Annotated in this window: 13 protein-coding genes; 2 read left to right on the top strand and 11 right to left on the bottom strand. The window is 68.8% G+C overall.

Annotated elements, in window-relative coordinates; all coding sequences use genetic code 11:
- Window positions 1-720: TonB-dependent receptor domain-containing protein (locus tag AC1D2H_RS29050; protein WP_478013307.1), on the top strand; the 720-nt coding region annotated here is incomplete at its 5' end.
- A 107-nt stretch (window positions 721-827) separates the two neighbouring features.
- Here the strand turns inward: AC1D2H_RS29050 and AC1D2H_RS29045 are convergent.
- The 11 genes from AC1D2H_RS29045 to AC1D2H_RS28995 all read right to left on the bottom strand — a co-directional run bounded on the left by AC1D2H_RS29045 (window position 828) and on the right by AC1D2H_RS28995 (window position 12,927).
- The gene (locus AC1D2H_RS29045; RefSeq protein ID WP_478013306.1) at window positions 828-1,535 is read right to left on the bottom strand and encodes a DUF6445 family protein; all 708 of its coding nucleotides are present in this window, start codon (window positions 1,533-1,535) and stop codon (window positions 828-830) included.
- 145 nt (window positions 1,536-1,680) lie between these two features.
- Window positions 1,681-3,201 carry a tryptophan halogenase family protein gene (locus AC1D2H_RS29040; protein WP_478013305.1) on the bottom strand — a complete coding sequence of 507 codons (1,521 nt, stop codon included), beginning with the start codon at window positions 3,199-3,201 and terminating at the stop codon, window positions 1,681-1,683.
- A gap of 2 nt (window positions 3,202-3,203) precedes the next feature.
- On the bottom strand, window positions 3,204-4,271 hold the full coding sequence (locus tag AC1D2H_RS29035; RefSeq protein WP_478013304.1) for an acyltransferase family protein: 1,068 nt from the start codon (window positions 4,269-4,271) through the stop codon (window positions 3,204-3,206).
- Window positions 4,272-4,454: 183 nt separating this feature from the next.
- Window positions 4,455-5,579 (bottom strand): glycoside hydrolase family 18 protein, encoded by a 1,125-nt coding sequence (locus tag AC1D2H_RS29030; RefSeq protein ID WP_478013303.1) that lies wholly within the window; start codon window positions 5,577-5,579, stop codon window positions 4,455-4,457.
- Window positions 5,576-6,418: a glycoside hydrolase family 16 protein gene (locus AC1D2H_RS29025; protein ID WP_478013302.1), complete on the bottom strand. Its 843-nt coding sequence runs from the start codon at window positions 6,416-6,418 to the stop codon at window positions 5,576-5,578. Before AC1D2H_RS29025 ends, AC1D2H_RS29030 begins: the two co-directional genes overlap by 4 nt.
- Window positions 6,415-7,692 (bottom strand): MFS transporter, encoded by a 1,278-nt coding sequence (locus tag AC1D2H_RS29020; RefSeq protein ID WP_477937077.1) that lies wholly within the window; start codon window positions 7,690-7,692, stop codon window positions 6,415-6,417. Before AC1D2H_RS29020 ends, AC1D2H_RS29025 begins: the two co-directional genes overlap by 4 nt.
- Entirely contained in the window at window positions 7,692-9,164 is a 1,473-nt protein-coding gene (gene nagZ / locus AC1D2H_RS29015; protein WP_478013301.1) for a beta-N-acetylhexosaminidase, read from the bottom strand. Before nagZ ends, AC1D2H_RS29020 begins: the two co-directional genes overlap by 1 nt.
- Before the next feature lie 2 nt (window positions 9,165-9,166).
- Entirely contained in the window at window positions 9,167-10,189 is a 1,023-nt protein-coding gene (locus AC1D2H_RS29010) for an SIS domain-containing protein (protein ID WP_478013300.1), read from the bottom strand.
- Window positions 10,170-11,294, bottom strand: a complete 1,125-nt coding sequence (gene nagA, locus AC1D2H_RS29005) for an N-acetylglucosamine-6-phosphate deacetylase (RefSeq protein WP_478013299.1) — start codon at window positions 11,292-11,294, stop codon at window positions 10,170-10,172. The genes AC1D2H_RS29010 and nagA overlap by 20 nt, the downstream gene beginning before the upstream one ends.
- Window positions 11,294-12,022 carry a GntR family transcriptional regulator gene (locus AC1D2H_RS29000; protein WP_477937085.1) on the bottom strand — a complete coding sequence of 243 codons (729 nt, stop codon included), beginning with the start codon at window positions 12,020-12,022 and terminating at the stop codon, window positions 11,294-11,296. The genes nagA and AC1D2H_RS29000 overlap by 1 nt, the downstream gene beginning before the upstream one ends.
- Window positions 12,019-12,927, bottom strand: coding sequence for a glucosamine kinase nucleotide-binding domain-containing protein (locus tag AC1D2H_RS28995; protein WP_477937087.1), 909 nt, complete (start codon window positions 12,925-12,927; stop codon window positions 12,019-12,021). The genes AC1D2H_RS29000 and AC1D2H_RS28995 overlap by 4 nt, the downstream gene beginning before the upstream one ends.
- A 183-nt stretch (window positions 12,928-13,110) precedes the next feature.
- On the opposite strand from AC1D2H_RS28995, the gene AC1D2H_RS28990 reads away from it, so the two are divergent.
- Window positions 13,111-14,589, top strand: coding sequence for a hypothetical protein (locus AC1D2H_RS28990; RefSeq protein ID WP_478013298.1), 1,479 nt, complete (start codon window positions 13,111-13,113; stop codon window positions 14,587-14,589).
- The last annotated feature ends 44 nt before the right edge of the window (window positions 14,590-14,633 follow it).

Genomic DNA, 14,633 nt, shown 5'->3' with positions numbered 1-14,633 from the left:
ACCTGGACCGTCGGCAGCGTCGAGCTCAAGCCCATGAAGTCAAGCCAGGTCGACCTGAGCCTGGAGTACTACTACGGAAAGGGCAATGTGCTGTCGGCCACCTTCTTCAACAAGGACATCTCGAACTTCATCACGACCAACGTGCTGCAGAACCAGAAGATCGGCCTGGTGGACCCGTTCAGCAAGGTGGACAACTGGACGGTGCAGAACTTCGTCAACGCCGGCGGTGGCCGCCTGCGCGGCATCGAGCTGCAGGCCAACCATGCCTTCAGCAGCGGCCTGGGCTTCGTCGCGAACTACACCTTCACCGAAGGCACGGCGCCCAAGGAGAGCTTCGCCGACCAGCTGGGCCTGTTCACGCAGTCGTCCAAGCACAACGTGAACCTGGTGGGCTACTACGAGACGGCCGACTACTTCGGCCGCGTGGCCTACAACTGGCGCTCCAAGTACATCATTCGCGAGAACGCCTACTGGTATGGCAACCGCATGCATGCCAACACCGGCACGCTGGACGCGAGCTTCGGCTGGAACATCAGCAAGTGGCTGAAGCTGAGCTTCGACGCGGTGAACCTGACCAAGCAGGACGACATCCAGTACGGCGTCATGTCGACCAGCCTGCCGGCCGATGGCCTGCACAAGGATCCGCTGAAGGCAGGTTATCCGGCCTGGTCCTTCAAGGGTGAGACGACCTACAAGATCGGCCTGACCGCCAAGTTCTGACCCGCGACCTCTTGTCTCCTTTCCAGCCCGGCATCTGCCGGGCTTTTTTTTGGCGATGCAAAGCAAAACGCGCGGCCTGGCCGCGCGTTCAACCAGGGTTCGGGAGCCTAGAAGTCGTAGAAGGAATTGAGCGTCAGCCGCCCCGTGCGCGGGTCGGCGTTGATGCTGAGCTGCGGGTTGACGACGGCCGAGTGCAGCAGGCTGCCGCGGTAGACGACGAGGCGGTTGAAGCGGGCCGGCATCATGCCCAGGAACTCGAAGCCCGCATCCGAGTCGTCGAAGTAGCGCTGGGCCGGCGGGCGGGCATTGAGCTCTTCGTAATAGACGTCGAGGAAGTGCTCGCGGTTCTCGGCCGTGACCTGCTGCAGGCCCGTCGCCTTGTGGCGGTAGAAGGCCGTGCCGCCATGTTCCTCGTTGCACAGATAGAGCAGCACGGCCATGTGGTGAGGCGTGCTGGCGTCGAAATGCGGTGTGCGCTGCAAGGGGCCGAGCTCGCCGGGCGGCATCGTCGTCAGCGAGAAGGCGCATTCGGCCTTGCGCAGCGCCAGTGACTCGGGCACGCCGAAGTTCAGACGCATCAGCGGCTCCATCAGCGCCGTGAGCTTGGCCGAGTAGTCGGCGGGTGCCACGGCACGCACGCCCGGATAGCCCTTGCGATCGGCCACGCCGGGGTAAGGCTCGAAGCTGCTGCGGCTGGCGATGTCGACCAGGGCCTGCGGGTCTTCGAGGAAGTCGTCGATGAAGACGATGGCGTGCTCGCCGACCTGCACGGACTGGATGTCCGGCGGCATGCGGATGGCGAAGGGATCGCTCATGGGTGCACACTTCGGCCTGCGGCCTTGCCTGGCCGACAGTGCGGCCAGGCGTTCGCCAGGCATGGGATGCCCACTGGGCATCCCAAGTCCGGGCTCACTCCCGCCAAGCGGGAGCGAGCTAGCTTGGGGCGGCCCGGCGCGTCGCTCATGCCCGTGTGTAGGCGGCGCGCAGGCCCATCAGCCAGTCGCGGTGGCTGGGCAGCGTGCGGATGGCCTGCTGGGCCGCGCGCGTCACATGCTCGAATTGCGCCAGGCATTCACGCCGCTCGAAGTCCGAGATGGGCAACGGCCGCGTCGGAAAGCGCATGCCGTAGAGCACATAGAGGTGGTTGTCGACGTCGAAGAGGTCGAAGCGGCTGCCGAAGTCGTTCTTCTGCGGATGGCGGATGGCCCATTTGGCCAGGCGCTCGCGCAGCACCTCCGACAGATGGGCCTCGTGCCGGTTCTCCAGCCAGAAGGCCGAGTCGCTGCGATCGGACAGGTGGTAGTGCAGCTGCACGAAGTCGATGACCCGCTCCCAGGTGAGGGTCACGGCCTCGTTGTAGCTGCGGCGCAGCGCCTGGGCGTCGTCGCGCATGCGCGGGAAGTTGCGCGACAGCAAGCTGGCGGAGAAGTCCGTCACCAGAATGGACGTCGCCTCCAGCGGCTCGACGAAACCCTGGGCCAGACCGAGGGCCACGCAGTTCTGGAACCAGAACTGCTGGCGGTAGCCGATGCGCATGGGAATCTTGCGCGGCGACAGCGTATCGGGGCTGACGCCGAGGTGGCGCGCATAGCACTCGATGGCGCGCGACTCGCTCATGTGGGCGCTGGCGTACACAAAGCCCGTGCCACGGCGGTGGGTGACGGGAATGTCCCAGATCCAGCCGGCCTCGTGCGCGACGGCCAGCGTGTAGGGCGGGATCTCGTCGTCGGGATCGGTCGGCAGCTGCTGGACCATGGCCGTGTCGGTCAGGATCTGGTGCGACTTGTCGACGAAGGGCACCTTGAGCACACGCTGGGTCAGCAGCGACGCGAAGCCGCTGCAATCGACGTAAAAGTCGAAGGGGACCACTTCGCCGGAAGCCATGCGCAAGGCGGCGATGGTGCCGTCCTCGGCGCGCTCCGCGTCGACGACGGTGGCCACCCGGTATTGCACGCGAAAGCGCTGCTTCGCGTTCTCCGCCAGCAGCGCGGCAAACTTGTGGGCGTTGACGTGATAGGCGTACTCGACCTCGCCAGCGTAGGGCGGCGATGAGATGGCCTTCGGGCTGCGGCCCGCCTCGGCGACACGCGTGCTGATGGACACATCCGAGAACGGGCGCTGCGTCTGCTCCAGCCAGGCCGGCGTGATGTCCAGGCCCTCAGGGAACGGCGAGGCGAAGGGGTGGTAGTAGAAATGGTCCCTGCCATGCTTGGCCGCATCCAGCCAGCCCTGGAACTTGATGCCGTTCTTGAAGGTGGTGTCGCAGGCGACGAGCAGGTCGGCCTCGGAGATGCCGAACTTGCGCAGCGAAGTCTTGATGGCCGGCACCGTGCCCTCGCCGACGCCGATGATGGGCACGTCGGCCGACTCGATGACGGTGATCTCGACGTCGGTGTCGGCGCTCAGCTCATAGCCGAGGTGGTTGGCCGCCAGCCAGCCGGCCGTGCCGCCGCCGATGATCGCGATGCGTCGCGTCTTCATGGCTAGATCTTCCAGTAGAGACGCCGCTTGTCCAAGGCCCAGACGATCAAGGCCCAGACCGCAACAAAGGCGACGGCAAAGGCCAGCGACTGCCCATACGGCCCGATCAGCGGGCCGAGCGGGCCAAACACGGTGCGGTAGAGCGGCTCCATCCAGCCGGTCGCCACCAGCAGCACCGTGCACATCCAGGCTCCGGCATAGGCGCCGATGGCGTTCAAGCCGAAGGCGCGGCCCCATGGACGCCGGCCGCGGTGATCGACCCACTGATGCGCCGCGGCGAGGGCCACCGCGGACAGGCCGCCGGTCCACAGCACGAAGGACGGCGTCCACAGCTGCTTGTTCCAGGGCAGCCAGCGCGACCACCACCAGCCGACCAGGGCCGCCGCGATGCCGGTCAGCAGCAGGCCGCGGGTCTGCTCGCGCCGCAGCAGGCCGCCACAGAGCAGGCCGAAGACCGTGGTGGCCAGCGCGCCCAGCGTGGACAGCAGGCCCTCGGGATCGAAAGCGATGCCGGTCGCCGCGTCCCATTCATAGGCCCAGCGGCCGAGCACGAGGGTGTCGATGCGCTGGTTCAGGCTGCCCAGCTTGTCCAGCGTCGGGCTCCCGAACAGCAGCAGCGCGCCATAGCCGATCAACAAGGTCAGCAGCAAGGCCCACTGTCCACGCGCGCGCAGATGGAGGGCCGCCACGCCCGCGACGGCAAAGCAAACGCCAATCCGCTGCAGCACACCCAGCACCCGGAACTCAGGTTTGTGCATCAGCCACCAGGCGAGCAGATGCAGCACCAGGCCCAGGCCGAAGATGCGCAGGCCTCGCAGCACGACGGCGCTGCGCAACGGCCCGGACGCGGCGCCCGCATCCACGCGCGGACCGAGGGCCAGCGCGGCGGACACCCCGACGATGAAGAGGAAGAAGGGAAAGATCAGGTCGGTCGGCGTGAAGCCATGCCAGTCCGCATGCTCCAGCGGCCAGTAGACATGGCCCCAGTCGCCCGGGTTGTTGACCAGCAGCATGGCCGCGACGGCCAAGCCGCGCAGCGCGTCGACCGACGCGATGCGACGCGCTGCCATCTCAATGACTCACGACGCGCCCGCGGCGCATGAATTCCGCGGGCCGAGCGCCGGGCCGCTCCCTAGCCGGCCCGCTCTGGCGATGTGCTTGCGGCTCGATGCCGCGAGCATCGCCGTCCCCTCGGGGGACCGACCAGGTGCGCCCGCGTTCAGCGGGGCGAGACTGGGCGAGGGGTAGGGCCGTCATTGCTGCATCGCGTTCAGGATCTCGCCGTTGTCCTGGCTGAGCTCCCACGCGAACACGCCGGCCAGGCCCGCCTTCTTCGCGAAAGCCACCTTGGCGCGCACCGCACGCGGGTCGTCATAGCCGACGAAGCGGCCACCGCCCACCATGGCCCAGGATTGGGTGCGCTTGTCGAAATGCGCCTTCATGCCCGTCAGCGAATCGATGTCCTTGAAAGGCACCGAACCGTCCTCGTTGGGCCAGGGTTTGGCATAGCTGCCATCGGCCTTCACGCCATCGAAGCCTCGGCCATACATCGCGACACCGGCCACCAGCTTGGCCGCCGGCACGCCTTCGCGCCTCAGGTTGGCGACGGACGCTTCCAGGCTGGTGTCGTCGCTGGGCTTGGCACTGCGCAGCGCGGTGTGGTTGGCCGCCTTCTTCGTCCAGGGGCCGGCGAAGTCGTAGGTCATCATGAAGACGAGGTCCAGCGACGGCGCCGCGCGACCCATGGCCATGCGGGCCAGCTGTTCCCGGGTGGTGGCAATCGCGGTGGTCAGCGCATAGCGCTTGCCGGCGTCGCGCCCCAAGGCGTCCAGGCCCGCGCGCAGGTCCTGCATCAGCAGCACATAGTTCTCGGCGTCGGCCTTGCTGCCCAGCTGCACGCCGTTGACGGCGCCATTGGAGCCGGGGTGCTCCCAGTCGATATCCAGGCCGTCGAAGCCCGGGTGGGCGCGCAGCCAATCGACCGAGTGCTTCACGAAGGCCTGGCGGCCCGCGGCCGTGGCGGCCAGGTGGAAGAAGGGGTCGGAGCCGCCCCAGCCGCCCACCGAGGCCAGCACCTGCACCTTGGGGTCGCGAACCTTCAGGCGCTGGAAGGCGGCGGAGAAGACGTCCTGGTCGGCATGCGGTGCGATGCTGAAGTTGGGCTTGCCGGCACAGGCCGCGGCCTCCGTCTTGCGCTCGCCTTCGCCGCAGATCAGCAGGAAGGCGTAGAGCAGATGCGTGACGCGGCCGGGCTGCAGTTGCTCGACGACGTCGACGCCGCGCTCGGCAAGGATGTAGGTGCCGACGACGGGTTTCGTCTGCGCCTGGGCCAGGCCCGCGGCCAGCGCCAGGGCTGCGATCAGGAACTTCTTCGTCATAGATTGCATTCGCTGGTCAGGCCGGCATCCGGCACGGTGTCGCGGTGGGCCACGCCCTGCTTGCGCAATTGAGCGGCACGGGCCTGCATCGCCGTGTGGCTCAGCGTCTTGCCGGCCTCGTGCAGCACCCAGTCGATCTCGAATTCGTAGTCGCGCGGCGCACCGGCCTTCGCGCCGTCGGCCAGCCAATGGTTGAAGCTGATCGCCATGGGCTTGGCTGGCACATTGCGGCCGGTGTGCTCGCCCATCAGCTTGCCGTTGACGTAATGGCGGGTGCGCGTGGCCTCGACCTGCACGGTCAGCAACTGCCAGCCGTCGAAGGAACCTTGCACGATGGAGGCCTGGTTGAAGGACTCCCAGGGGTCGATGCGCACCGTGTGCCAGCTGACGCCGTAGAGCCGCGTCTCGGGCTCGCCCCAGCCGCCATGCGGCAGGTATTCGAAATCGACCTCGCTGAAATCGGGGTCGTAGTCGTGCTTCAGCGGACCGGCCAGGAAGAAGCTCTGGATGATGGGATCCCGCGAACCGGCCGTGTCGCGAAAGCGCACGCGTGCCGTCGTCGTGCCGATGAGGAATTTGCGCGGCGCGCAGAGCTGGGCCAGCGTGGTGTTGGCGGGCGTGCCGTCGGTGGACAGCTTGAGCTTCAGCAGGCCACCATCCAGCGCAAGCTGGCTGGCCTTGAAGCTTGCGCCCGGCAGGCCGGGGTGGCCCGTGCCCTCGCGCAGCACCCAGCCGCTGTCGCGCAGGGCGGCCAGGCTGGGCTGCGAGAAGTCGTCGAAGAACTCGCCGGCCGCAAACGCAGGTGCGGCGGCCAGCAGCAACAGCGCGACGGCCTTCACGCGGGCACCGCCTCGGGCGCCGCGCTGGCGCGCGGCATCGGCACGAACAGCAGCAGCAGCAAGGGCAGCAGGCCGCAGCCTATGGTCCAGGCAAAGAAATGCTGGTAGCCCACGCTGACCTGAATGTCGCCGCTGATGAACTTGGCGATGCTGAAGCCCAGCTGCATGACACCCGAGCCCAGGGCGTAATGCGCCGTCTGGTAGCGGCCCGGTGCCACGGCCTGCATGATGTAGAGGATCATGCCGACGAAGCCGAAGCCGTAGCCGAACATCTCGACGCCCACCGCCGCGCCGATGTGCACCATATCCTGAGGCAGCGCGCTGGCGAGGTAGTAGAAGGTCGCGTTGGGCACCATCATTGCGACGATGAGCAGGGGCATCGCCCGCTTCAATCCGAGCGCGCTGGCCAGATAGCCGCCCAGCACCGAGCCGACCAGGAAGGCCCCGGTGCCCACCAGGCCATAGACATCGGCCACCTGGCTGGTCGTCAGCCCCAGGCCGTTCTTGGCGCGCGCCTCCAGCAGGAACAGCGGGCCGATGGTCTGCACCTGACCTTCGGCGAGGCGGAAGATGATGATGAAGAGCACGGCCAGCCAGATGCCGGGCTTCCTGAAGAAGTCGATGACGACGTCCTTCAGCAACTTGGCCACGCCCGAGGCGGTCAGTTCACTGTGCTCGGTGCTCAGCGTACCGGGCAGATAGCGCGCGTTGTACGTGGCCAGCGCGGCCACCAGCACGGCCAGCATGACGAAGACGCTGCTCCATGCGTTGAACACGCCGACTTGGCCTTCGAGATAGCCCGCTACCTTGAGCAGCACACCGGTGATGAAGAAGCGCGCGCCGTTGAAGAAGGCGCCCTGCCAGCCCGCGTAGGTGGCCTGGCGCTTGTTGTCCAGCGAGGCCATGTAGAGGCCATCGCAGGCGATGTCGTGCGTGGCCGACGCGTAGGCGATCAGGAACAGCACGATGATGGCCGCGCCGAACCAGTGCGGCAGGTGCAGGGCCAGCGCCATCAGGCCCAGTCCCACGGCGCCCAGGTACTGCATCGCGACGACGATGAGCTTCTTGCTGCGCAGCAGTTCCAGGAAGGGGCTCCACACCCACTTGAAGGCCCAGGCCAGGCTCAGCACGGCCGTCCAGCGCGCGATCTGGTCGTTCTCGACGCCCAGGTTCTTGAACATCAGGCCCGCGATGAGCATGACGACGAAGAACTGCATGCCCTGCACGAAGTACAGGGTGGGAACCCAGCGCATGGGTTTCTTGGCTTGCTCCATCACTGCAGTCCTTGCGGCGCGCGGCCGGTGGCTTGAACACGGCCTTCCAGCCAGGCCTTGAGGCCGGCCAGGGCGCCGGGCGCGAAGCCCCAGGTCAGCACGGTGGGGCCGTGCACGTCGAGCGCCTGGTAGGGGTTCCACAGCGACAGGTGCAGGTCGGGCCGCCACTCGGACGCCGCCAGACCGTAACGGGCGCGGCGCGTGGAGACGAGCACGTTGACGCGGCCGTCGCGCGGTACCGTCTTCCAGTCGAGCTGGGCGATGTCGTCGACCATCTGCACCTGGGCGTCGGTGAAGGCTTCGAACAGCGCCACGGCCTGGCGGCCGGTGGGGCCGGCCTCCGACACCATGTCGGTCGGCACGTCGCCCTGAACGATGACGCGGATGGGGGCGTTCAGCGCCGGCGGCTTCGCACCGCGCAGCGCCGTCAGGCCGGCGGCCCAGGCCTCGGCCATCAGCGCATGATCGGCGGCGCGAGCGGCACTGTCGTCCACGGCACGGGCCGGGTAGGCGGCGGCGAGGCTGTCCAGGCGCCGGTTGGCCGTTTCGCCCTGCTCGGGCGTCAGGCGGCCGCTGGCAAAGGCCTCGCGCAGCGCATTGATGGCGACGAGTTGCTCGGTCAGCGAGCCTTGCGCCAGCACCATGTCCGCGCCGGCCTCGATGGCCATGACGGCGGACTTGGCGTAGCCGAAGCGCTCGGCCACGGCCTTCATCATCAGCGCGTCGGTGATGACGACACCGTCATAGCCCCAGTCCTGGCGCAGGATGCCGCCGATCAGCTGCGGCGACAGCGTGGCCGGGCGGTCGGGGTCGATCTGCGGATAGACGATGTGGGCCGTCATCATGGCCGGCGCCTGGCCCGCCAGCGCCTTGAAGGGCGCGAGCTCCAGCGCGTTCAGTTCGGCGCGCGTCTTGTCGACGGTCGGCAGCGCATGGTGGGAGTCCACATGCGTGTCGCCATGGCCGGGGAAGTGCTTGACGCAGCAGGCGACGCCCGCGCCCAGCGAACCGCGCATCCACGCGGCCGCCAAGCGGCTGACCTCGACCGGGTCGTTGGAGAAGCTGCGCTCGCCGATGACGGGATTGGCCGGGTTGTTGTTGACGTCCAGCACCGGCGCGAAGTTCCAGTTGATGCCCAGCGACTTCAAGCCGCGCGCCACCGCCGCACCCACGGCTTCGGCGCGGTCCGCGTCGCCGCTGGCGCCCAGGGCCATCGCCGAGGGCGGCTGCGGCAGGAAGGTCACGCGCACGACGGCGCCACCTTCCTGGTCGATGCCGATCAGGGCCTCGGGTCCCAGCACTTCGATGAGATCGCTCAGCAGCGCCTTGACCTCGCTCTCCGTGCCGATGTTCTTGCGGAACAGGCAGACCGAGCGGATCTTCTGCTCGCGCAGGAAGGCGGCCGTGTCCGCGTCAAGTGAGGGGCCGGGAATGTCGACCATCACGAGACGGCCAGGATCAAAGGTGGTCATGATCAATGCGTCTTGGTGACTTTGGCGAGGTTGGGCGGGACGTCGGGGTTGAAGCCGCGGGCACGCGCCAGCGCCTCGACCATGGGATAGAAGCTCTGCACGAGGGCGATGGGGTCGAGGTCCTCGTTGCCCGTGGTGACCAGGGGCAGCTCGGCGCCGGGCGTGCCGATGGGCGCGGCCAGCAGCACACGGCCACCGCGGCCGCGCATTTCCTCGGCGATGGCCAGCAGGCCGGCCTGGGCCGGGCCGCGCGGCGCGAAGATCAGCAGCGGGTAGCCGTCGCGCACGAGAGCCATGGGGCCATGCTTGACCTCGGCGCCCGAGAAGGCCTCGGCCTGGATGCCACAGGTTTCCTTGAGCTTGAGCGCCGCTTCCATCGCGACGGCCAGGCCGGTGCCACGGCCGAGCACGAAGAGGCGTTCTTCGTTCTGCAGCACCGGCAGCGCCGCGCTCCAGTCCAGCCTGGCGGCCTGTTCCAGCGCGGTGGGCAGCACGTTGAGCGCGGCACGCAGTGCATCGTCCTGCTGCCACGCGGCCACGACGCGGGCACCGGCGACGAGCTGGGCGATATAGCTCTTGGTCGCGGCCACGCTCTTCTCGGCGCCGGCATGCAGTTCGAACACATGCTCGGCGGCGGCGGCCAGCGGTGAGCCGCTGGCGTTGACGAAGGCGACGGTGCGTGCACCGCCTTCGCGGAAAAATTTCGTCGGCGCGATCAGGTCGGGGCTCTGGCCCGACTGCGAGAAGGCCATGGACAACAGGCCCTGGCAGTGGATGCGGCTCTGGTAGAGCGTGATCAGCGACATCGGCAGCGAAGTGACCAGCCGGCCCAGGCGCGCCATGACGAGATAGGCGAGGTAATGGGCGGCGTGGTCGGAGCTCCCACGTGCAATCGTCAGCACGCTGGTGGGCGGCACCTCCTGTAGTGCCTGGCCCAGGCGGGCATAGCTCAGCGGGTCCGCGGCCAATTGGCGGGCCACCACGTCCGGCGCGCTCAGCGCCTCCTCAAGCATCAACGACGACATCGATCTCTTCACCTTCTACAAACACGCGCCGCAGGTTCAGCGCGGCATCCATCACGACCACATCGGCCCAGGCGCCGGCGGCGAGGCGCCCCCGGTCGCCCAGGCCCAGATACTCGGCCGCCGCGGTCGACACGCGCCGTGCGGCATCCATCAAATCCAGGCCCAGCACCTGCACGAGATTGCGCAGGGCCTGGTCCATGGTCAGTGCGCTGCCGGCCAGCGTGCCGTCGGCCAGGCGCACGCCGCCCAGGCATTTCTGCACCGTGTATTCGCCCAGGCGGTATTCGCCATCGGGCATGCCGGCGGCGGCCGTCGAGTCGGTGACGCAGAACAGGCCCGGGATGCTGCGCAGCGCGACGCGGATGGCGCCGGGGTGCACATGCATGAGGTCGGGGATGAGCTCGGCGTGTTCGCCATGCGCCAGCGCAGCGCCGACCATGCCGGGCTCGCGGTGGTGCAGGCCCGTCATCGCGTTGAAGAGGTGGGTGAAGCCGGCCGCGCCGGCCTTGATGGCGGCCACGCCGTCGTCGTAGCCGCCGTTGCTGTGGCCGATCTGCACGCGGATGCCAGCGTCGCGCAGCGGGCCGATGAGGGCCAGGTGGCCGGTCATCTCGGGCGCGATGGTCAGCACCTTGATGGGCGCAAATTCGTTCAGGCGCTGCACCTCTTCCAGCGTCGCGGGAATGGCGTGAGCGGGCTGGGCACCGAGCTTGTCGGGGCTGATGTAGGGACCTTCGAGATGCACGCCGAGCACGCGCGCCGACTGGCGGCCGCGCTCGCGGCAGACCGGGCCGAGGGCCTTCAGCGCGGCCTCGATCTCGCCGACGGGCGCGGTCATCGTCGTGGCCAGGAAGGCCGTCGTGCCGTGGCGCGCATGGCGACGCGCAATCGTCGTGATGGCGTCGCCGCCCTCCATCGTGTCGCGGCCACCGCCACCGTGCACATGGGTGTCGACGAAGCCGGGCAGCAGGATGGGCCGGCCACCCTCGCCGGCGCGCGAGACGTCGATGGGCGTGCCACTGAGGGCCGCGATGCGACCGTGCGCGATGTCCAGGTGGCCGGTGATCACGCCTTGCGGCGTGACGATGTCGCCTTCAAGCCGCATCAGTCACGCCTCATTTCGGCGACGAAGTCGTAGTAGTCGCTGCGGCAGTAGGAATGCGTCAGCTCGACGGCCTGGCCGGATGACAGATAGCCGACCCGCGTGATGAAGAGCACTGCCGCGCCTAACGGCACTTCCAGCAGACCGGCGAGCTTGGCGTCGGCATTCAGCGCACGGATGTGCTGCAGGGCACGCACCGGGGCGCGGTCGCCGAGGTGGGTGTAGAGCGAGGCCTCGACCTTTTGCGGGTCGGGCAGCACGGTCTGCGGCAGCACCGAGACTTCGTAGGCCATGACGACCGAGTCGGCCAGGCGCAGGCGCTCCAGGCGCGCCACGCGCTCGCCGCTCTTGAGCTCCAGCGACAGCTGCTCGTCGGGTGCCGCCGGCGTGAAGCCGCGCAGCAGCCAGCGCGAGCTGGGCACGAAGCCCCGCTGGTGCAGCTCTTCGGAGAAGCTGGTCAGGCGCGTCAGCGGCTGCTCCAACTTGGGCGCGATGTAGTTGCCCGAGCCGCGCTTGCGGATGATCAGCCCCTGCTCGACGAGACGGTCGATGGCCTTGCGCGCGGTGACGCGCGACAGCTCGAGCTGCTCGGCCAGCACGCGCTCGCTCGGCAAGGCCTCGTCGGCGTGGAAGACGCCGTCGCGGATGGCCGTCGCCAGGCTTTGCGCCAGCTGCATATAGAGAGGCGACGCCGCGTTGGGGTCGGGCTTGAAAGCGAAAACAGCGCTCATGCGGGGTTCATTTCTTGTTGTTGAATCAGCCAGAGCGCGCCGGTGACCGGCTCGCCTTGGGGTTCGACACGGCGTGACTGCAAGGCCGGGCTGAGGCGCGGCGCGAGGCGCAGCGCGATGCTGCCGGCCAGGGCCAGCGGCAGGGTGGGATGAAGGGCTGCTGCGAGGGCGTCCAACGCCCTGGCGGCCTCGGCCAGCAGCGCGCTGGCGGCAGCGTCGTTTTCCGCGTGCTCGAAGACCAGGGGCGCGAGGCTGGCATAGCCGCCCTGCCCCGCCTGGGCGCAAAAGCCCAGCATGTCTTCGCGCGTGGCGCCGGCCTGGCGCCAGACGGCCTGCACCAGCGGACCGGTGGCGGCGCGGCCGTCGTAGGCGGCCTGGGCCAGCTTCATGGCCTGCTGGCCCAGCCAGGCACCACTGCCTTCGTCGCCGATCTGCCAGCCCCAGCCGCCCACCATGCGGCGGCTGCCGTCGGGCAACAGCGCTTCGGCGACCGAGCCGGTACCGGAGATCAACAGCGCACCCGGCCGGCCGCCATGGGCCCCCAGCAGGGCGACGAGGCCGTCGGTCACCAGAGAGAAGCGTGCCACGCCAGGATCGGCAGCCACGAAGGCGCGCAACTGCGCCGGCACACCGGTGCCGGAGAGGCCCAGCCCGATAGCGCAATCCCGCAGCGCCAAACCGGCCACGCCGGCACGGGCTATGGCTTCTTCAATATGCTTCCAGGCCTGCTCGGTGCCCTGGTTGAGCGCCGAGGCGCCCGCCTCGCCGCGGCCGACGATGCGACCCTCGGCATCCGCCACCACGGCCCGCGTGCTGGTACCGCCCCCATCGATGCCGACCCACCAGCGCGCGGGACGGCCGGAGTCGTGGGAAGTCAGCAGGGAGGGATCGAGAGCAAGCGGCATGGTCGACGGGGTTTAGTCGATACCACTCTAATACCAACGGCGAGGGTCGTCAATTGGTTTTAAACTGGTCTACGGCCACTCAATCAGGCTAAGGATCAGCCCGAGTCAGAGTGTGATCAGCTCTCGGAATCGACAAGAATACCAGTGAGAAACCAACCCGCTCTCTCTTCCGGATCTGCCGCCGTGTTCACTCTTCACCCTGCCGCCAGCGAGGCCCTGGCCGATTTGCTGGGCCGTATCGCCCGCGTCGCCCATCGCCATCCGGCCGCGGCGGACCGGTTGCTGGAAGCCCTCAGCGTAAACGCTTTCACGGCTGGCGACACCGCTGTCGGCGTCGACGCTCTCTATGCGCGCTTCGGTCTGCTGGAGCCCCGAGGCCAGGCGCTGGAATTGCTGCCGGCGCTGGAACAGGCCGGCGCGCTGGCGGCGGCCGGCCACTTCCCGGTGCAGGCCGCCCGCGTGTGCGAGGCGCTGGGCCGCATCGCCTATCAGCAAGGCGAGTACCAGCTCGCCAGCGAGCAGTGGTCGCGGGCCCTGGACCTGGCCGAGGTCAGTGGCCATCTGCAGACCGGCGTGGCCGCGCGCATCGGCCTTGGCCAGATCCATTACGCCCAGGCCGACTGGTCGCGCGGCCTGCGCCAGATGCGCGATGCCGGCGAGCACCTCGCCCAATCCAGCAATGACGGGGACGACAGTTATCTGGCCGCCAAGCTGGCGCTGAACATCGGCGTCGGCAGCATCGAGACCGGCGACCTGCCGGCCGCCGAGCGGCATTTCAGCCACGGCCTGGCGGCGGCGCGGCGCGGTGGCCATCGCGTCTTCGAGGCCGAAGCGCACTGGCATCTGGCTCGCGCGGCCCTGGCCCGCCAGCGCATGGACTGGGCCGTGGCCGATTGCCGCCTGGCCCTGGACATCGCGGCCCGCCATGGCTACCCGTGGCTGGAGGCGGCGGCCAGCCGCACCTGGACCGAGATCGCGCTGGCCCGCGGCGACAACGCGGGCGCCGTGCGCTCCACCCGCCACGGCCTCGCGCTGGCCCAGCGCATCCAGGCCCGCGCCCAGGCTCGCCAGGCCCATCTGCAACTGGCCGAGCTGCTGCAGGCCGAGGGCGACGCGCCCGGCGCGCTGGACCACCTCTGGCAACACCTGGCACTTCAGTCCGAAATCGAGCGACTGAGCCTGCCGGCACGCGCGACGCTCGCCGCGCCGCCGGCGGATGAGGGCGGCGCGCCGCTGACGCCGGAAGAATTGCTGCTGCATCTGTGCGGCCAGCGCCAGCGCCTGGCGGCCGCGCCGCCGCCCGAAGCGCTGGCCGAGCTGAAGACGGCCAGCGCCCGCATCCTCGGGTTGGCGAGCGTCATCCGTTGGCCGGTCGGCAGCGCTGGGCTGAATGCCAATGAGCAGCCGCGTTATGTGGACCTGCTGACCCGTCATGGCGCTCCGCTGGCGCTGCCGGACGCGGCCCTCCATCCCTGCCACGCCGAGCTGGCCGGACTGGCTGGCGCCGCCGAAGCGCGCATCGAGGTGCCGCTTTACGACGGTGCCCAGTTGGCCGGCGCGCTGTGGCTGGTGGACGCCCGCGCCACGCGGGCCTGGACGCGGCAGGAGCTGCTGATCGCCAGCCAGTTGGCCCTGCTGTTCGAAGGCGTGGGCCGGGGTTGAGCGCAGCGAGGTGGGCGCAGCCACCTCAGACTTGACGATGTCAG

Source organism: Roseateles sp. P1_C1_2 (assembly GCF_056406535.1).
This window is presented reverse-complemented; position numbering and strand designations above follow the sequence as displayed.